The sequence below is a fragment of the Bradyrhizobium sp. BEA-2-5 genome (assembly GCF_032918025.1).
GTDB classification, from domain to species: Bacteria; Pseudomonadota; Alphaproteobacteria; order Rhizobiales; family Xanthobacteraceae; genus Bradyrhizobium; species Bradyrhizobium pachyrhizi.
This window is the reverse complement of the sequence record NZ_CP136629.1, coordinates 8,151,404-8,169,839: the sequence shown is the minus strand read 5'-3', so window position 1 is coordinate 8,169,839 and position 18,436 is coordinate 8,151,404. Positions and strand designations below refer to the sequence as shown.

At 65.4% G+C, this 18,436-nt stretch carries 14 protein-coding genes and 1 pseudogene; 8 read left to right on the top strand and 7 right to left on the bottom strand.

Features of this window, described 5'->3' with window-relative positions; genetic code table 11:
- Nucleotides 1-40: 40 nt before the first annotated feature.
- Both RX327_RS38110 and RX327_RS38105 read left to right on the top strand, forming a co-directional pair.
- Nucleotides 41-1,816: an NAD(P)-binding domain-containing protein gene (locus tag RX327_RS38110; protein ID WP_050383220.1), complete on the top strand. Its 1,776-nt coding sequence runs from the start codon at nucleotides 41-43 to the stop codon at nucleotides 1,814-1,816.
- Nucleotides 1,817-1,845: 29 nt separating this feature from the next.
- Nucleotides 1,846-2,808, top strand: a complete 963-nt coding sequence (locus RX327_RS38105) for an alpha/beta hydrolase (RefSeq protein WP_317248956.1) — start codon at nucleotides 1,846-1,848, stop codon at nucleotides 2,806-2,808.
- 76 nt (nucleotides 2,809-2,884) lie between these two features.
- On the opposite strand, the gene RX327_RS38100 is transcribed toward RX327_RS38105, so the two are convergent.
- From RX327_RS38100 to rpmB, 4 genes are all read right to left on the bottom strand, one after another.
- A complete protein-coding gene (locus RX327_RS38100) occupies nucleotides 2,885-3,826 on the bottom strand; it encodes an IS110 family transposase (protein ID WP_317247665.1) in 942 nt (313 codons plus the stop codon).
- Between the two features lie 288 nt (nucleotides 3,827-4,114).
- Nucleotides 4,115-5,320: an ABC transporter substrate-binding protein gene (locus tag RX327_RS38095; protein WP_317248955.1), complete on the bottom strand. Its 1,206-nt coding sequence runs from the start codon at nucleotides 5,318-5,320 to the stop codon at nucleotides 4,115-4,117.
- 265 nt (nucleotides 5,321-5,585) lie between these two features.
- Nucleotides 5,586-5,813 carry a hypothetical protein gene (locus RX327_RS38090; RefSeq protein WP_028336196.1) on the bottom strand — a complete coding sequence of 76 codons (228 nt, stop codon included), beginning with the start codon at nucleotides 5,811-5,813 and terminating at the stop codon, nucleotides 5,586-5,588.
- 956 nt (nucleotides 5,814-6,769) lie between these two features.
- A complete protein-coding gene (gene rpmB, locus RX327_RS38085; RefSeq protein WP_317248954.1) occupies nucleotides 6,770-7,078 on the bottom strand; it encodes a 50S ribosomal protein L28 in 309 nt (102 codons plus the stop codon).
- 354 nt (nucleotides 7,079-7,432) lie between these two features.
- On the opposite strand from rpmB, the gene RX327_RS38080 reads away from it, so the two are divergent.
- From RX327_RS38080 to RX327_RS38055, 6 genes and pseudogenes are all read left to right on the top strand, one after another.
- Nucleotides 7,433-8,263 (top strand): DUF3108 domain-containing protein, encoded by an 831-nt coding sequence (locus RX327_RS38080; protein ID WP_410712226.1) that lies wholly within the window; start codon nucleotides 7,433-7,435, stop codon nucleotides 8,261-8,263.
- A gap of 660 nt (nucleotides 8,264-8,923) precedes the next feature.
- The gene (locus tag RX327_RS38075; RefSeq protein WP_317248953.1) at nucleotides 8,924-12,460 is read left to right on the top strand and encodes a helicase-related protein; all 3,537 of its coding nucleotides are present in this window, start codon (nucleotides 8,924-8,926) and stop codon (nucleotides 12,458-12,460) included.
- Nucleotides 12,461-12,490: 30 nt separating this feature from the next.
- Nucleotides 12,491-12,775: an RNA-binding S4 domain-containing protein gene (locus RX327_RS38070; protein ID WP_317248952.1), complete on the top strand. Its 285-nt coding sequence runs from the start codon at nucleotides 12,491-12,493 to the stop codon at nucleotides 12,773-12,775.
- Nucleotides 12,776-12,982: 207 nt separating this feature from the next.
- Nucleotides 12,983-13,312, top strand: a pseudogene (fdxA, locus tag RX327_RS38065) (ferredoxin FdxA); the annotation flags it as partial.
- A gap of 419 nt (nucleotides 13,313-13,731) precedes the next feature.
- Nucleotides 13,732-14,538, top strand: coding sequence for a CarD family transcriptional regulator (locus tag RX327_RS38060; protein WP_317248951.1), 807 nt, complete (start codon nucleotides 13,732-13,734; stop codon nucleotides 14,536-14,538).
- A gap of 297 nt (nucleotides 14,539-14,835) precedes the next feature.
- Nucleotides 14,836-15,402: a hypothetical protein gene (locus RX327_RS38055; protein WP_152977942.1), complete on the top strand. Its 567-nt coding sequence runs from the start codon at nucleotides 14,836-14,838 to the stop codon at nucleotides 15,400-15,402.
- Between the two features lie 320 nt (nucleotides 15,403-15,722).
- On the opposite strand, the gene RX327_RS38050 is transcribed toward RX327_RS38055, so the two are convergent.
- The 3 genes from RX327_RS38050 to RX327_RS38040 are packed head-to-tail and all read right to left on the bottom strand — an operon-like array spanning nucleotide 15,723 to nucleotide 18,436.
- The gene (locus RX327_RS38050; RefSeq protein ID WP_317248950.1) at nucleotides 15,723-16,259 is read right to left on the bottom strand and encodes a response regulator transcription factor; all 537 of its coding nucleotides are present in this window, start codon (nucleotides 16,257-16,259) and stop codon (nucleotides 15,723-15,725) included.
- Nucleotides 16,249-17,634, bottom strand: coding sequence for an ATP-binding protein (locus RX327_RS38045; RefSeq protein WP_410712129.1), 1,386 nt, complete (start codon nucleotides 17,632-17,634; stop codon nucleotides 16,249-16,251). Before RX327_RS38045 ends, RX327_RS38050 begins: the two co-directional genes overlap by 11 nt.
- Nucleotides 17,606-18,436, bottom strand: a complete 831-nt coding sequence (locus RX327_RS38040) for an SURF1 family protein (protein ID WP_410712225.1) — start codon at nucleotides 18,434-18,436, stop codon at nucleotides 17,606-17,608. The genes RX327_RS38045 and RX327_RS38040 overlap by 29 nt, the downstream gene beginning before the upstream one ends.

Genomic DNA, 18,436 nt, shown 5'->3' with positions numbered 1-18,436 from the left:
TTGTCAGATAGACGACAACTGCTCCCGAGAAAGCACGATCATGCTGGACAAACTGAACCCGGCTACGGAGGACGCGCCTGAACTTGCCGCCGAGCGATGGATCGGCGCGCTGGATGCGGCGCTCGCGAGCCGTTCCACCGAGGCTCTATCCGCATTGTTTGCGCCGGAGAGCCACTGGCGCAATATCTTCGGCATCTCCTGGCAGTTTGCGACCTTCAGCGGGCGGCAGCGCGTCGTCGCCGAGCTGCTGGCGCGCGCTGAAGCGGTCGGCGCGCGCGGATTTCGTCTCGATGACCGTGCCTTGATACCGCGGCGGGCCGTGGTGGCCGGACGCGAGACGATCGAGGCGGTCTTCACCTTCGACACGTCGAATGGTCCCGGCACCGGCGCGGTCCGCCTGCTGCATGAGAGGAGCGGAAATTCCGTGGCGTGGACGTTCTCCACGATGCTCGACTTCAACCGCATCTGCGAGGCGCGCGCCGACGGCGCCGCCGAGCAATCCCATGCGCGCGATTTCGCCGCACCGGACTGGCTGGAGCAGCGGCAGGCCTCGCGCGCCTATGCCGACCGCGAGCCTGACGTGCTTGTTGTCGGCGGCGGCCATGCCGGCATCGCGGCCGCGGTCGAGTGCAAGCGGATCGGGCTCGATGCCCTGATCGTCGATCGCGAGCGGCGCATCGGCGACAATTGGCGGCTGCGCTATCGCGGCCTCAAGCTGCACAACAAGACGCCGGTCAATCTGTTCCGCTACCTGCCGTTCCCGCCGAGCTTCCCGGACTACATCCCGAAGGACAAGATCGCGAACTGGCTGGAAAGCTATGTCGACATCATGGAGCTCGACTTCTGGACCGAGACCTCGTTCGAAGGCGCGCGCTATGACGACACGACGCAGCGCTGGACGGTGGCATTGCAGCGGAGCGATGGCTCGCGCACGCTCCATCCGAAGCACATCGTGCTCGCGACCAGCGTCAGCGGCACGCCGAACATTCCCCGGATCGACGGCATCGGGAATTTCGACGGGAAGGTGCTGCACTCCAGCGCGTTCGCGGCCGGGCGCGAATGGGCCGGGCGCTCGGTCGTCGTGTTCGGCACCGGCACCAGCGCGCATGACATCTGCCAGGAGCTGCACGCCGCCGGCGCCGACGTCACCATGGTCCAGCGCAGCCCGACCATGGTGGTCAATGTCGAGCCGGCGCAGCTCTACGACAAGACCTATCTCGGCGACGGCCCGCCGATCGAGGTGCGCGATATCCTCAATTCCGGCGTGCCGCTGCCGGTGATGAAGATCGCGCACAGGATCATCACCGACGAGGTGAAGCGGCTCGATGCGCCCTTGCTGTCGCGGCTGGAGCGCGCCGGCTTCCGGCTCGAGTTCGGCGAGGACGGCACCGGCTGGCCGCTGAAATTCCGCTCCCGCGGCGGCGGCTACTACTTCAACGTCGGCTGCTCCGAGCTGATCGCCGACGGCAGGATACGCCTGATTCAGGCTGCCGACATCGCCGATATCACCGCTACCGGCCTTGCGCTGAAGGACGGCACCTCGCTCGCCGCCGAGCTGTTCGTGCTCGCCACCGGCTACAAGGGCCCGGACCATCTGGTCGGCAGGCTGTTCGGCGAGGACGTCGCCGAACGCGTCGGCCGGGTCTGGGGCTTTGACGATGCGAGCCAGGAGCTGCGCAACATGTGGATGCGCACGCCGCAGCCCGGCCTCTGGTTCGCCGGCGGCGCGTTCTCGCAGGCCCGCATCTACAGCCGCTTCATCGCGCTGCAGATATCCGCGATCGAGGCCGGCGCGCTTTCCAAACAACTCACCTGAACTCTACGCACTCACACTGAAGGACTCCCATGCCGCTTCCGCTCGATCCCGTCATTGAGAAGATCATTCCGCTGCTGCCGCTGCGCGATCCCGAAACCATGACGCCGCAGAGCTGCCGCGATTCGCTGCGCGCGCTGGCGGAGGCGCGCAAGGCGGTGCCGCCGCCGCCGGTCGACGTGGCACGCGACATCGAGGTCGCGGGCGCCGCCGGCAAGCTCGGCGCGCGGCTTTATCGGAGCGGCCGTGGCACGGCACCGACCGTGGTGTTCTTCCACGGCGGCGGCTGGGTCGCGGGCGACCTCGAGACCCACGACCGGCAGGCGCGCAACCTTGCGATCGAGACCGGTGCGGTCGTGGTGTCCGTCGACTATCGCCGCCCGCCCGAGACGCGCTTTCCCGGCGCCTTCGAGGACGCCTTCGCCGCGATCCGCGACGTGGTCGCGCGCATCGACGAATTCGGCGGCGATCTTTCCCGCGTCGGCGTCGCCGGCGATTCCGCAGGCGGCAATCTCGCCGCCACCACCGCGCTGGCCTGCCGCGACGCAGGCATCAGGCTCGCCGGTCAGCTGCTGGTCTATCCCGTCACCGATGTGGTCGGCAATTTCGCCGATCCGGGCGAGAACGCCAAATTTCCGTCGCGCGCCGAGAATGCGGACGGCTACTTCCTGACGCGGGCGACGATGCAGTGGTTCTGCGGGCACTATCTCGCCGACAAGGCCGAGGGCGCCGACTGGCGCGTCTCGCCGCTACGCGCCAAGAGCCTTGCCGGTGTCGCGCCGGCGGTCGTCACCACAGCCTGGTTCGACCCGCTGCGCGACGAGGGCCATGCTTACGCCAAGGCGTTGCAGGCGGCCGGCGTGCAGGTCGCGTATCATTCCGGCGAGGGGCTGATTCACGGCTATTTCGGCCTCGGTGATGCGTCGGAGGCCGCACGCGCCGAGGCGCAGCGCGCGCGGGCGGATTTTCGGGTGTTGCTGGAGCGGGGAGTCTGATTCCTCCCCGTCGTCCCGGCCTTTGTTGGCAAAGGGACTCTAACTTCCCCGTCGTCCCGGCGAAGGCCGGCAACTGTTATGTCGGCTTGGTCTGCAGGTAGGGCTTTCTGTCGCGCATCATGGCGTTGAGGACCGTTAGGAGCTTCCTGGCGACGGCAATGAGAGCGAGCTTGGCTGGTTTGCCGACCTGTCGCAGCCGCGCGTAGAAGGCCTTGAATGGATCGGCCCGACGAACCGCGTTCAGAGCCGCCATATAGAGGGCGTCACGAACGCGCTTTCGGCCGCCGGCGATCTTGCGTTTTCCACGGAAGGCGCCGCTGTCGACGTTGAAGGGGGCAAGGCCCGCGAGCGCGGCGATCTGCTTCGCTCCAACATGTCCAAGTTCCGGCATCTTCGCGATCAGCTGCATGCAAGCCACGGGACCCACGCCCGGCAGTGAGCGCATCAACCGCGCATCGTCCGCGATCTCCGGCTCGGCCTTGGTCAATGCGTTGATATCGGCCTCGATCTCGGCGATCTCGCCGTCGAGAACCTCAATGAGCCGACTGATCCGTTCGGCCATGGCGCAGTCGTCGGCCTCGCTGCGCCGGTTCTTCTCCTGCGCGCGCATGAGAACCAGTTGGTCCCGCCGTTTTGCAAGCCCTGCCAAAGCGTTGCGGGCGGGATTGGCGGCCCGCTCGGCTGCCGGCTGCATGACCCGGCCAAAGGCCGCCAGCATCCGTGCATCGATCGGATCGGTTTTGGCAAGTTGGCCGCTGGCCCGCGCAAAATCGCGAGCTCGAGCCGGATTGATCCGAGCGAAGCGGACACCGGCCTGGCTTAGGGCCTCGCGAAGCGCGAGGTCATAGGCGCCCGTGGCCTCGAAGACGACCAGCGCATCGCATCGCCAACGCGCCACCTGCTGTGTGATGGCCTGTGCCGCGTTGGCGATGCGCCTGGACACGCCGTCAGCTTCATCAAAGATATCGAGATGCTTCTTGGAGACGTCGATTCCGACATAACGAGGGGGTATGATCACGGTGCCTGTCCCTGTGATGCGAGGTCTGTTGGCGCAGCCTCGTGCAACTGTTCAGGTTGGTAATGGAACGGGCGGGAGGCCGAGCCGGCTCACGGCGTCAAGCGCCAAGGACCCAACGGCTTCCCGCCCAACCCATCATGACAGACTTCCAAGACACAGGGACCCATAACCACAAATGTACAAGTGGTGGGACGCTGGGGCCGCAGCTCGCTGCTACAACGGGCTGCAGTGGTAATGGGTCCCGGCCTGCGCCGGGACGACGGAGTGGATGGCTTTGCGTTTACCCCCTCAATCATTCCCGATCGTGTCGCCGAACAGCTGCCAGGTCTCGCCGTTGAACTTCTGCAGCCGCATCGCTTCGACCGGGAAGTAGTCGGTCGGCGAGGTCTTCACCTTGATGCCGGGCAGGAACATCGGCAGCGCGATATCGAGGTTGGCGACCTGCTTCATGATGTTCTCACGCGTCAGGTCGTTGCCGCATTGCTTCAGCACCTGCACCGTCGCCTCCGCCACCACATAGCCGTAGACGATCAGCTGGTCCTGCAGATTGCCGTCCGGAAAATACTTCTTCATGAAGTCCTGCCAGGCGATCACGTCCGGGTCCGCCTTCCATTGCGGATCGTTCGGATCCTTCAGCGAGTAGGACGAGATGATGTCCCTGGAGTATTCGAAGCCGGCGGGCTTCAGCACCGAGGACACCGAGGTCGAGGTCGCCGCGAGGAAGAACAGGTCCGGCTTCCAGCCGATCTCGCCGATCTTCTTGATCGCCTGCGCCGCCTGCTTGGGGATCGCGTGCATGAACAGCACGTTGGCGCCGGATGATTTCAGCTTCACGATCTGGCTGTCGACGGTCGGGTCAGTCGATTCATAGGTGGTCTCGGCCACCACCATCTTCGCGGTGTTCTCCGGCCCCAGCCCCTTCTTGAAGCCGTTGCCATAATCCTTGCCGGCGTCGTCGTTCTGGTAGAACAGCGCGATCTTCGCGTCCGGCTTGTTGGTCAGCACATACTTGGCGTAGACCGCGGTCTCGGCCTGGTAGGACGGCTGGAAGCCGATCGTCCACGGATAATGCGCGTAATCGCCCCACAGCGTGGCGCCGGCGCCGACGAACAGCTGCGGCACCTTCTTGTCGTTGAGATATTTGCGCACGGCCAGGCCCGTCGGCGTGCCCAGCGGATTGAGGATCGCGGCGACCTCCTCCTGCTCCACCAGCTTGCGGGTCTGCTCCACGGTCTTCGGCGGCGAGTAGCCGTCGTCGAGCGTGATCAGGTTGATCTTGCGCCCGTTCACGCCGCCCTGGTCGTTGATCATCCTGAAGTAGGCGGCCTGCGTCTTCGCGATCACGCTGTAGGCTGACGCCGCGCCGGAGAATGGCGAGGTCTGTCCGAGCTTGATCTCGGTGTCGCTGGCGCCCGTGCCATACTTCTTCTCTGCGGCGTGAACCTGCGTCGCGAGCGCAAGCGCGACGGCTGCCGTGACGGCCTTCCAGATCATCGTGAGCCTCCCTGTGGCTTTTTTGTTTTGTTCGCGAGGGAGAGCTTACGCAGGTCGAGGGAGGTGGGCTTGCGACGAGACGCCGGGGCAGGGATGCGAAAATGCGGCGGGGGTGATTATTACCGTCGTCCCGGCGAAGGCCGGGACCCATTACTACGAGTATTTGCCGTTAAGCGGAATGTCGCCCCAGCGCTCTAACCAATAAACAGCTGGGGTAATGGGTCCCGGCTTTCGCCGGGACGACGATAACGAGAAAGCGGAGTCCTTAGCGCACCCGCACGCTGCCGGTGGTCACCGGATCAGTCGGCAGCACGGTAGCGCCGGCTCTGCTGGCGGCGGCGGAGGTGATCATGCCGGGCTCGGCCGCGGCCTGCACATTGCGGGGCGGGTTGAATTCGAGGATGACGAGGGCGGCTGTCGCGAGCACCGCCACGGCGGCGGTTGCAATCGCAGGCACCAGTCTTCCGCGCGGATCGGCTGCGCGAACTTGCATCGAGCAATTCCTTTATCGGGGTCGTTCTTTGGACGTGACATAGGAACGGCCAGGCTTCTTCCCAAGAGTGCGGCGCACATGCCTCACAATCAGTTGTGCTGGCCGTGATGTCCCTCACGGTCTTCGAGACGATGCGGCGTACCGCGTCGAATCGCATTCGTGTCGGAGGGCTTGTTTGCACACTAACATCTGGAAGAGATCGTGGCGTTTTGCATGCGCCTCATGCGCTCGTGATGATGTGCAGTGATGTTGTGATTAACGGCGGAGCGAGCGGCCCGCTTTGCCTTTATTTATAGGGTTTCTTTGCTGGTCGGGGCGCGGGCGTTAAGCGTTTCTTCACGCACTCTCGATGCATCAAGCAGAAGATTCGTGTGATGTGCACGTGATGGAAGAGATGACATCGCTGTCATTGGCGGCAGCTGTCAGCGGAGTGTCGTAATCATCAGCGACGCCTGTCATTGCGAGTCGCGAAGCGACGAAGCAATCCATCTCTCCTCACGCGACGCGATGGACGATTTTACTTCACGCATCATTGCGCAAAGAAGATTTCATTCGCTACTCACCCGCGCGCACGCGCGTCGGTCGGATCGATACACCTGCCGGACATCAGGAGAGGGTGTGTGCTCGCATTCTCGCGTCGCGATCGGTCTGAGTTTTGCGGCAGCTTGATCCCCGCTTGTCGGCAGAGGGCGCAGGGAACGCCGGGTGCCAGCACGCTCCCATGGGTCCCGAGCTCAGGGTGAACTCAGACGCGATTGCTGCGATGTATCGGCTCCCTGCGATTGCCTCGACAACCTCTCCAAGCACTGCACCATCGCAAATTGAAATGTTCGCGCTCTCGGATGATTCCACGAGGGACGCCCTGAAAGAGACGATCTTCACAAAACAAAAACGGCCGGGTCATCTGACCCGGCCGTTCAAAACTCTCTCCGCGAATTCGCGTGTGCAGCGAGAACTCAGCTCGCCTGCTTCACCGGCGCCGGTTTGCCGACCTTCTTCTGGATGGCGCGCTTCAGCTCGAGGGCGCGCGGCGACAGATTGTCGGCGTTGGCCTTGAGCAGGAAGGGGTCGAGGCCGCCATTGTGGTCGACGCTCTTGACCGCGTTGGTGGAGACGCGCAGGCGCACGTTGCGGCCCAGTGCTTCCGAGATGAACGTCACGTTGACGAGGTTCGGCAGGAAGCGGCGCTTGGTCTTGATGTTGGAGTGGCTGACCTTGTGGCCGACGAGGGGGCCCTTGGCCGTCAGTTCGCAGCGGCGGGACATCTTACAAAATCCTTATTGCATCCCCGCCGCTCGAAGGGCGTGCAATCACACGGCCCGCGCGGGGGTTTTGAATTCGCGTCCATTTTCCAGGAACCGCGGGTGTATAGGGGGAGAATACCCGAGCGTCAAGATTATATCGCCGCATGCGGGGCGCCGGAAATGCCGGTTCATAAGGTCTTCCAGCCACTTAACGGCGGATATGGCAACCATATAAAGGGCGTATTCGGCTGCAAGTCTAGGTTCCATACAAGATGCGCCTTGTTGTCCGGCCGAATTGAACGCCGAAATGGACAACGGATAGAGCGCCGATAGCAGGACCGTCAGGTAGGTTAAGTGACCACCGCCATTGCCATTTTGCCCCCGCTCGGCCGGCTGCTCGGCCTGTGCGCGGGCGCATTGCTGCTGTTCTGCGCCGAGCGTGCCAGCGCGCAGGGGCGGCTCGACGCCCAGTATGAGGCGACCCTGGCCGGTATCCCGGTCGGCAAGGGCTCCTGGACCATCGAAATCGGCGACGACAGCTTCTCGGCCTCGGCCCAGGGCGGCACCGCGGGCCTCCTGAAGGCGTTTTCCGGCGGCTCCGGCGCGGGCGCCTCGCAGGGCCGCGTCGTCAATGGCACGCTGGCCGCTACCTCCTACACCGCGACCACCACCACCTCGAAGAAGTCGGAGACGATCCGGATGGTGTTGGCCAATGGCGGCATCAAGGAATCCGCGATCGAGCCGGAGCCGCCGGTCGATCCCGACCGCCTGCCGGTGACCGACGCGCAGAAGAAGAACGTGTTCGATCCGATGACCGGCTCGTTCCTGCGCGCGCCCGGCAATGCCGAATTGATGAGCCCGGATATCTGCCGCAGCGGCGCCGGCATATTCGACGGCCGCATGCGCTACGACCTCAAGCTCGATTTCAAGCGCATGGAGACCGTGAAGGCGGAGAAGGGCTACAAGGGCCCGGTCGTGGTCTGCTCGCTCTATTTCGTGCCCGTCGCCGGCTACATCCCCGATCGTCCCGTGATCAAATACCTCGCCGCCCAGCGCAACATCGAGATCGCCTTCGTGCCGATCGCCGGCACCCGCCTGCTGGTGCCGTTCCGCATGACGATCCCGACCCCGCTCGGCCAGGCCATGCTGGAAGCCACCTCGTTCGTCACGACCGCCGCGCCGCCGCGCGTGGCGAAGACGCAGTAAATCGCGCCGTCATTCCGGGGCGATGCGCAAGCATCGAACCCGGAATCTCGAGATTCCGGGTTCGCGCTAACGCGCGCCCCGGAATGACGGAGCACTCAGCGCGCGGGGGCAAGCAACGAACGTCACCCGAATCCAGTTGACTCTTGCCGGCTTCTGATTCGACTCGGACGCCCCTGGAACTTAAGGAATTCAGTCCGCATATCCTGTGCTTGTGGAGCCCTCTCAAACTTGATCTAGTGCCGCCGCCGTCAGCCTACCCGAGATATTGCGGTGAACGTTTCAGGTCCCAAATGGAGTCAGCGATTCGGCCGCGATTCGTTCTAGAGTCGTTCCAGTGCTTAAGGTCGGCGCGGAAAGCGTCGCATTGTGAGACAGGTTTTGTGAAACACGCTGCCAATGCGAAACACACTGCCAAACCGTCACCCCCGCGCAACGGCTCTGCCGTTGTCGCTGGAGGAGGCCGCGCAGCGGCCGTCTCGAAGGGCGACAGCCCCGCTCGGTCCGCGAGAGGAAAGTCAGATCAACACGCGCGAATAAATCTCGGCCGTGCATCCTTCGAGACGCGCTGCGCGCTCCTCCAGTACAACGGCTAAGCGGCCGTTGTACTGGGGATGACGGGTTGAGCGTTTCGCCAACAAATTCAAGAAACACCTGCAAAATATGGCTTTCTCAACTTCGTTCGGAAATGACCGCGTGCCGGGTGCGGGCGTCACTGCGGTGCTCGGGCCGACCAACACCGGCAAGACCCATCTCGCCATCGAGCGGATGCTCGCGCATCCCTCGGGCATGATCGGCCTGCCGCTGCGCCTGCTCGCGCGCGAGGTCTACAACAAGATCGCCGACAGGGCCGGCGCCGCCAGCGTCGCGCTCGTCACCGGCGAGGAGAAGATCAAGCCGAAGAACCCGCGCTATTGGGTCTCCACCGTCGAGGCGATGCCCAGGGATCTCGACGTCTCCTTCCTCGCCGTCGACGAGGTGCAGATCGCCGCCGATCTCGAACGCGGCCACGTCTTCACCGATCGGCTGCTCAACCGCCGCGGCCGCGACGAGACGCTGCTGCTGGGCGCCGCCACCATGCGCCCGATCATCGAGCGGCTGCTGCCGGGCGTGTCGATGATCACGCGGCCGCGCCTGTCGCAGCTCGAATTCGCCGGCGACCGCAAGATCACGCGCCAGCCGCGCCGCACCGCCATCGTCGCGTTCTCGGCGGATGAAGTCTACGCCATCGCCGAGCTGATCCGCCGCCAGCATGGCGGCGCCGCGGTGGTGCTGGGATCGCTGTCGCCCCGCACACGCAACGCGCAGGTGGCGATGTTCCAGAACGGCGACGTCGATTACCTCGTCGCCACCGACGCCGTCGGCATGGGCCTCAATCTCGACGTCGACCACGTCGCCTTCGCCTCCGACCGCAAGTTCGACGGCTACCAGTTCCGCCGCCTGACACCGTCCGAATTTGCGCAGATCGCCGGCCGCGCCGGCCGCGCCACCCGCAACGGCACCTTCGGCACCACGGGCCGCTGCGCGCCGTTCGAGCCCGAACTCGTCAACGCGCTGCAGAACCACACCTTCGATGCCGTGAAGGTGCTGCAATGGCGCAATTCGAAGCTGGACTTCTCCTCGCTCGGCGCGCTCCAGGTGTCGCTGGCGCTGTCGCCCAATCATGAGGCACTGACGCGGGCCCCGGTGGCCGAGGATCTGCGCGTGCTCGAGCATGTCGCGCGCGACGCCGAGGTGCGCGATATGGCGCACGGGGCCAAGGCGGTCGAGCGGCTGTGGGAGGCCTGCCAGGTTCCGGACTACCGAAAGCTGTCGCCGGCCGCCCATGCCGAACTCGTGACCACGCTGTATGGCTTCCTGATGCAAAAGGGGCGTATCCCTGACGCATGGTTTGCCGCCCAGGTCACCCAGGCCGACCGCATCGACGGCGATATCGACACGCTGTCGGCCCGAATCGCCCAGATCCGCACCTGGACCTTCGTCGCCAACCGCCCGGACTGGCTGAGAGACCCGGAACGCTGGCAGGGGATCGCGCGGGAGGTCGAAAATAAATTATCGGATGCGCTCCATGAACGCTTGACTGAGCGTTTCGTTGATCGCCGGACCAGTGTATTGATGCGCCGCCTGCGGGAGAACACGAGCTTGAATACTGAAATCGGCAAGACCGGCGAAGTCATCGTCGAAGGCCATGTCATCGGCCGCCTCGACGGCTTCACCTTTGCACCGGATGCTGCCGAGGCCGGCAGCGACGCCAAGGCGCTGCAAGCCGCCGCCCAGCAGGTGCTGGCGCGCGAGATCAACGCGCGCGCCGAGAAGCTCGGCAACGCGCCGGACGAGCAGTTCGTGCTGACGTCCGAAGGCATCATCCGCTGGACCGGCGATGCCGTGGCGCGGCTGTCTGCCGCAGACGACGCGCTGCATCCGCGCATCCGCATCATCTCCGACGAGCGCCTGACCGGCGGCCCGCGCGACAAGGTGCAGGCGCGGCTCGAACTCTGGCTCAAGACGCACATCGAGAAACTGCTCGGGCCGATGTTCGAGCTGTCGAAGGCCGAGGACGTCACCGGCATTGCCCGCGGCATCGCCTATCAGCTGGTCGAGGCGCTCGGCGTGCTCGAGCGCCCCAGAATCGCGAACGAGCTGAAGGATCTCGACCAGTCTTCGCGCGCCGTGCTGCGGAAATACGGCGTCCGCTTCGGCGCCTACCACATCTATTTCCCGCAGCTGTTGAAGCCCGCGGCGCGCTCGCTGGCCTCGCTGCTGTGGGCCGAGAAGCAGAGCAATGCCGACATGGCGGCATTGTCGAATGTGCAGCATCTCGCCTCGAGCGGCCGCACCTCGTTCCCGGTCGACAAGCAGCTGCCGCGCGATGCCTATCGCGTGCTCGGCTACAAGCAGGCCGGCGAGCGCGCCGTGCGCGTCGACATCCTGGAGCGGCTGGCCGATCTGATCCGCCCGGCGCTGGCGTGGCGCGAGAACTCGCCCGGCGAAAAGCCCGCCGGCGCATTCGACGGCCGCAGCTTCGTGGTCACGCAGGCGATGACCTCGCTGACGGGATCGGCCGGCGAGGATTTTGCCTCGATCCTGCGCGCGCTCGGCTACCGCATGGACCGCCGTCCGCCGCTGCCGCCGAAGCCTGTCGAGGCCGCGCCGGCCGAGGCCACGGAGGCCGTCGCCGAGACCACGGAGGCGGTGGCCGAGACCACCGAGACGGTCGCCGCGGAGACGCTGCCGGTCGAGGCGACCTCTGACGCCGCCGTGGATGCGCCGGTCGGTTCCACTGCCGAGGTTGTGGCCGAAGCGCCGGAGGCTGCCACGGATCAGCCGGTGTCCGGCGATCCCGCACCATCGGCCGCGCTGCTGCCCGATGTCGGCTTTGCCGAGGTGGTGCCTAGCGAGGCGACGCCGGTCGTCGTCGAGACCAAGCCTGAGCCGGTGGCCGAAGTTGCCGCGGCGCCCGCCGCTGTCGCTGAAGAGCCCGCTGCCGAGGCGCCCGCTTCGGACGCGGTATCCGAGCCCGCGCCTGCCGTGGAAGCCACTGCAGGGACGCCCTCGGAGACCGCCGCTGAGGCGGCCGCGGAGACCGCGAGTGCTGAAGCAGCACCGGCTGAAGCCGCTGTCGCCGCCGCGGAGACGCCGGCCGAACCGCAGCTGGTCGAAGTCTGGCGTCCCGGTGGCCGTTCCGACGAGCGCCGTCCGCATCATCGCGGCCATGATCGCAACCGCGGCCGTCACCAGGGCAAGCCCGCCGAGGGCGCACAGGCCGCTGAAGGCGGCCGTGAGGGCGACAGCAAGCGCGAACAGCATCGCCGTCCGCGCCGTCACCAGGATTTCCGCGCGCCGCGTCCGGGCGCGCCCGCGGATCCGGCTGCGGCGCCCGCCGAGGGCGGCGCGCAGGCCCGCGACAACAGGGACGACAAGGGCCAGCGCCGCGAGCGCTTCGAAGGCAAGGGTCGCGATCGCGACAATGAGCGTCGCCGCGACAACAAGTTCGGCGGCGACCGCAAGGGCGAGCGCGGCGATCGTGATCGCGGCGGCCGCGATTTCGGCAAGGGCGGCCGCGACAAGCGCGAGGGCGGCCCGTCGCATCGGCCCTACGCCTCGAGCGCGCCGCGCGAACGCGACCGGCCGATCGATCCGAATTCGCCATTCGCCAAGCTCGCTGCCCTGAAAGAGCAACTCGCCGGCCGGAAGGAATAGTCCAACCCTTGGTTCAACGCTTGGTCTAGTTTGGATCGGCAGCGCCTCGACAAATGGCTGTGGCATGCGCGGGTGGTGAAGGCGCGCACCTCCGCCGCCGAGCTCGTCGTCACCGGCCATGTCCGCATCAACGGCGCGCGCGAGACCTCGCCGGGGCATGCCGTCAAGGCGGGCGACGTCGTTACCGTCGCGCTCGACAACAGCGTCCGCGTGCTCAAGGTGATCGGCTTTGCCGAGCGGCGCGGCGATGCCAGCTCGGTGCGGGTGCTGTACGAGGATTTGCAGGCCGGCAATTTGCAAGCCGATAAGGAGTAGTTATCTAGCGTCTGTTACTTCGACCGCGGAATGGGGCCGGGTTTCGCTCGCGACAAACGCATTGCGCTTGCGCGCGGATCATGCTCCCAACAAACCGGCGGGCAGGGGCGTGAGAATACTGGCGTTTTTCGGAGCCGGCTTCCCTTGCAGGGCCGGTATTCCTGCGCTACGCAACCCCAGAAAAACTGGATCGTTTCGGAGCGTTGGATGACTTACGTCGTCACTGAAAACTGCATCAAGTGCAAGTACACCGACTGCGTCGAGGTCTGCCCGGTCGACTGCTTCTACGAAGGCGACAACATGCTCGTCATCCACCCCGACGAGTGCATCGATTGCGGCGTGTGCGAGCCGGAATGCCCCGCCGACGCCATCAAGCCGGACACGGAACCGGGCCTGGAAAAGTGGCTCCAGGTCAATGCCGACTACGCCAAGAGCTGGCCCAACATCACCCAGAAGAAAGAATCACCCGCCGACGCCAAGGAATTCGACGGCATGGAAGGCAAGTTCGAGAAATATTTTTCTCCGAACCCGGCAGCGGCGACTGATTCGCCAGGGAATACCACGGTAAGGGCGGGCTTCGGTCCGCTGTGGCCCTCCGTTCGGCCGCCGATTTAACCCTAATGACGGACATATGACCTGAGCGGCCCCTGTTATGCCCGGAATCGGGCGTAAACCATTGATTTTTGCGGAAAATGTGCTATATCTGACACATTACAGGCCAAGAACCCCCTGCCATGCGTACCTTGTGGCTTCGAGGTTCCCGCAAACTCGAACAGGGGCGTGGCAGTTTCCGCGCGCAGGCTGTGTCACAGAAAACGCGTAAAAAGAGTACTTCAGAGACGACGAAAAAAGCCGCTGTCGTTGCTCGCAGCGCAACCAAGGGCCGTGCCAAGGCGTCCGTGAAGGGGGCCAAGAAGGCGGCGGCTGCAAAGTCCTCAAAGAACAAAAGAAGCGTGATGCCAGAAAAGACTGCCAAGACTGCCGCGAAAGCGGCAGCTGCGAAGCCCGCTGCTGCCAAGGTCGCCCCCAAGCCTGCCGCGACCAAGACGGCTGCTGCGCCGAAGCCGGCCGCCCCGAAGGCTGCCGTCCCCGCCGCTGCTCCGAAGGCCGCCGCCAAGCCGGCCGCCCCGTCGCGTCCGGAAGAAAAGAAGGTCGTGACCCAGCGTCAGGGCTTCAAGGCCAACGAGTTCGTCGTCTATCCCGCTCACGGCGTCGGCCAGATCCTGGCCATCGAGGAGCAGGAGATCGCCGGTGCGAAGCTCGAGCTGTTCGTCATCAACTTCATCAAGGACAAGATGACGCTGCGCGTGCCCACCGCCAAGGTCGCCAATGTCGGCATGCGCAAGCTGTCCGATCCGGCGCTGGTCAAGAAGGCGCTGGAGACGCTCAAGGGCCGCGCCCGCGTCAAGCGTACCATGTGGTCGCGCCGCGCCCAGGAATACGAAGCGAAGATCAATTCGGGCGACATCGTCGCGATCGCGGAAGTCGTGCGCGATCTCTATCGCTCGGAGTCGCAGCCGGAGCAGTCCTACAGCGAACGCCAGCTCTATGAAGCGGCGCTCGACCGCCTCTCCCGCGAGATCGCGGTGGTGCAGCACTCGACCGAGACCGAAGCGGTCAAGGAGATCGAAGCCCAGCTCGCCAAGAGCCCGCGCCGCAACGCCAAGGCGGAGTCCGCTGAAGGCGACGCCGAGGGCGATGCCGACGGCGAGGATCTCGACAATGATGGCGACGATACCGCCGTCGAGGACGAGGCCGCCTGAAAGGGTTCGACGGATTGAAAACAAAAGCCCGGTCGCAAGACCGGGCTTTTTGTTTTGGCGGTGCGTCCGTGGGGCACGCTTGGCTCTTTCCTTGTGGGAGGGCCCGGATTGCATTGCAAGATGCAATCCGGGTGAGGGTGCCGCTCCGCGAACTGCAGTCCGTCGCCCGGGGCAGATCGATGTTCCAAACTGTCCGCACCGCCAGCCGCTTGGACAAACGATACTCATTGCCGAGTTATCCCGAAACGGAACGCCGGTAACTCTCGCGCGTTCGCTCGCCAATGCAGGAGAGCGGACATGACATCAAAGGCAGGCATTTTTTTCGCAGGCGTTGGAACAACTTTTTTCATCCTCGGTGCCGGGTTCGGTGGTGGACTGTTCATCGCAAATTCGGCGCTTCAGGATTCTGCCGGCGCCTCCACGCGCGTCTCGTCGCCAGTGCCTGTGGAACCGGCCCGCGTTGTCCTGCCATCCACGGCTGAAGCCGCGCAGCCACAGCAGCCCGCGACCCAACGCGAGCCCGCCTCGCCGGAAGCAGCCTCACCGCCGCAGTCGCCACCGGAGCCGGTCAAGGACGTACAAGCGCCCGTCGAGAAGCAGGCAGACGTGGTGGACACGAGAAGATCTGACATTGAAGAAAAGGAACGGCGCAAGCGCTACGCTGAACGCAAGGCGAAGCGCGCCGCGACCGAGCACGGGAAGCGTCAACAGCGGCGCATCGAGCAGGGAGACCAACGTCGCGAAGCTCCGGTGCTCCTGGAGCAGGCGCAACGCCGCGAAGTGCCGATCATGGCGTCCGAAGACGACGACTCTCCATCTCGTCCGTTCGCGAATTTCTTCGGGAATGACGGAGCGCATCGCTGAGTGAAGGAGTCGAGGAACAGTCCGCGATCGAGGGACGTTAGTGCTGATACAGAAGGCCCGTTCGTCCGATGGCTAACGAAAGCCCTGAACAACGCATAGAACAGGCGTCAGAGGCGATCCGTCAGATGGCTGGGCATGGTGCATTCGAACCATTGCCGCAACAGGATCGGTGGCTGCATCACTTGGCTGAATTGACCAGGGCGGCTCCGCTTCAATCGCTTGCCGTCGCATTCTTGCTGGGGGTCTTCCTGGCTCGGCGGTAACCCTCGGCGACGCCGTTGACGCTGCCGCGCCGTGGTTCGCCAGTACTGCCAGCGCAACTACTTCACCGGCCGCTTCTCGAGCTTCCTTGCCAGCGTCCGCCGGTGCATGCCCAGCCGTCGTGCCGCTTCCGAGATGTTGAACTCCGTCTCGATCAGGGTCTGGTGGATGCGCTCCCATTCCAGCGTCTTGATCGAGGTCGGCCGCGCATCGAGCGCGACCTCGGCGTTGCCTTCGGCCTTGTTGAAGGCGGCTTCGATGTCATCGGTGTTCGACGGCTTTGCCAGGTAATGGCATGCGCCCAGCTTGATCGCTTCGACGGCGGTGGAGATGCTGGCGAAGCCGGTCAGCACGACGATCAGCATCTCAGGGTCATGCGCGTGCAGCGCTTCGACGCAGGCAAGTCCCGACGCGCCGCCGGCGAGCTTCAGGTCGACCACCGCATAGCCGGGCGATTGCTGCTCGAGCAGCTGGCGGACCTCGTCCAGCGAGGCCGACACCGCCACATCGTAGCCGCGGCGCTCGAAGGAGCGCTTCAGCGTGCGGGCGAAGCCGGCGTCGTCCTCGACGATCAGGAGCTGGCGTTCATCCGTCAAGATGGTCTCCGATCGCAAGCGTCGAGAGCGGCAGCTCGAGCTTGACCGCGGCGCCGATGTCCGGCCGGTTGCGCGCCGTCACCACGCCGCCCAGCTTGCGCACCACGTTGACCACCAGGAACAGGCCGAGGCCGCTGCCGGGGCTACCCTTGGTCGATTGATACGGCTTGCCGATATGCGCCAGCATCTCGCGCGAGAAGCCCGGGCCGCGATCGGTCACCGACAGCACCAGCGTGTCGGCATTGCGCTCGGCGGTCAGCTCGATCCAGTCGCGCGAGACCTCGGCGGCGTTGTCGAGCACGTTGAAAATCGCCTGCTTGAGCGCGATGTCGGACACGATCGCGAGATCGGCGCCGAAGGCGTTGCGGAAATACAGCGTGGCCGACGGCCGCGTCGTCCGCCATTCCTCCACCAATGCCGTCAGGAACGCCGCGACCGTCGTCGGCGAGGAGCCTTCGCCGCGCGCTTCGCCCGCCGACACCAGGATCCCCGTGACGATCGATTTGCAGCGTTGCAGCGAGGTCTCCATTTCGCCGAGGTCTTGCGACAGCTCGGGATCGGATGCGAGCGCGGGCATGCGACGCCAGTCGCTGAGGATCACCGAGAGCGAGGCGAGCGGCGTGCCGAGTTCATGTGCCGCGCCGGAGGCGAGCAGGCCCATGCGCACGATGTGGTCCTGCTCGGCGGCATGCTGACGCAGCGCCGCGAGGCGCAGGTCGCGATCGCGCAGATTGCGGTTGATCCGGGTCATGAACACCACGAGCAGCACGGCGTCGAGCACGAGGCCGATGAAGGTGCCGGCGATATAGAGGTTGAAGGCATCGGCGAAACCTTGCTGCGGCAGCTCCAGCGGCCGGTAATAGCTGGTCAGCCAGGCGAAGTTCATGCAGACCAGCGCCACCAGCGACCAGGTCGAGCGGGCATCGAGCAGCACCGCGCCCAGCGTCACCTGGAGCAGGAACAGCGAGGTGAAGGGATTGGTGGCGCCGCCGGACAAATAGAGCTGCGCGGTCAGCGCGGCGACGTCCAGCATCAGGGCGACCAGGAGCTCGCGGTTGTTGATGTCGGCGCGGTAGCGCAGCCACAGCAGGCTGACGACATTGAGTGCCACCAGCCCGGAGATCACGGCCGCCAGGGGCAGCAGCGGCAGCGCGACGCCCATCCAGAACTGCACGGCGCCGATGGTCACGATCTGGCCGACCACCGCGGTCCAGCGCAGCTGGATCAACAGCGCCATGTTCTTGCGGTTGGTCTCGATGTCCGCGGGCGCGGCGAGATCGAACGGCATGCCGGCAGCCGCGCCCGCGGCGGACGGCATCACCGCCGCGCCGGTCGCGGCCTTGTCGTCATGCAGATCCGATGTGCGCTCGAGCATCTGGGCCTGTGTCGCGAGACAGATTGCGGGCTGCGCCGATCAGGCGGCGCACGGCGGCGCGCCGTGAGTCCCACCTTGGATCGGAGGCGCCGGCGCGGCCCCTGTCGCTGATGACGCGCAGGAGCGCGCCCGCCAGCATAAGGGCCAGTGCGAACCATGTCAGCGCGTAAATCAGGTGGTTGTTCGGAAACCGGACGATCGTGAGCCCGCCGATTGGGTAGCCGCCCGGATCTGGCGTCGCATCGGCGTCGATGAAGAAGGGGGCTGCCTTCGACAGTCCGTGCGCGGCGGCGATCGCGGCGACGTCGCGGGAATACCAGCGGCCGGCCGAAGCATCGTTGCTGCGCAGGAAGCCGCCCTTCGGCTCCGACATCCGCAGCAGTCCGGTGACGCTGACGGCGCCCTGCGGCTCGCCATCGCGCCGTGTCGCGGGATCGCGTTTATCGGCGGGAACAAAGCCGCGGTTGACCAGCACGGTGGTTCCGTCGGCGGCTTGCAGCGGGGTCAGCACCCAGAAGCCGGGGCCCTCGGCCGTGACGGCCTGCACCAGCGTTTCATCGGCGTTGAGGAACGTGCCGCGTACGGTGACGCGGCGGTATTCATCGCTCGCGGCCGTGACATCAGGCCATGATGATGGGGGCGGCGGCGCGACCGGCGCCGCATGCATGCGCTGCTCGACCCGCTCGATCAACGCCAGCTTCCAGGTCCGGCGCTCGACCTGCCAGATACCGAGCGCGCCCAGCAGCACCACGCCCAGCATGCCGAGCGTGAGCAGCATAAGCGAGGGCCTGGCAGACCGCAT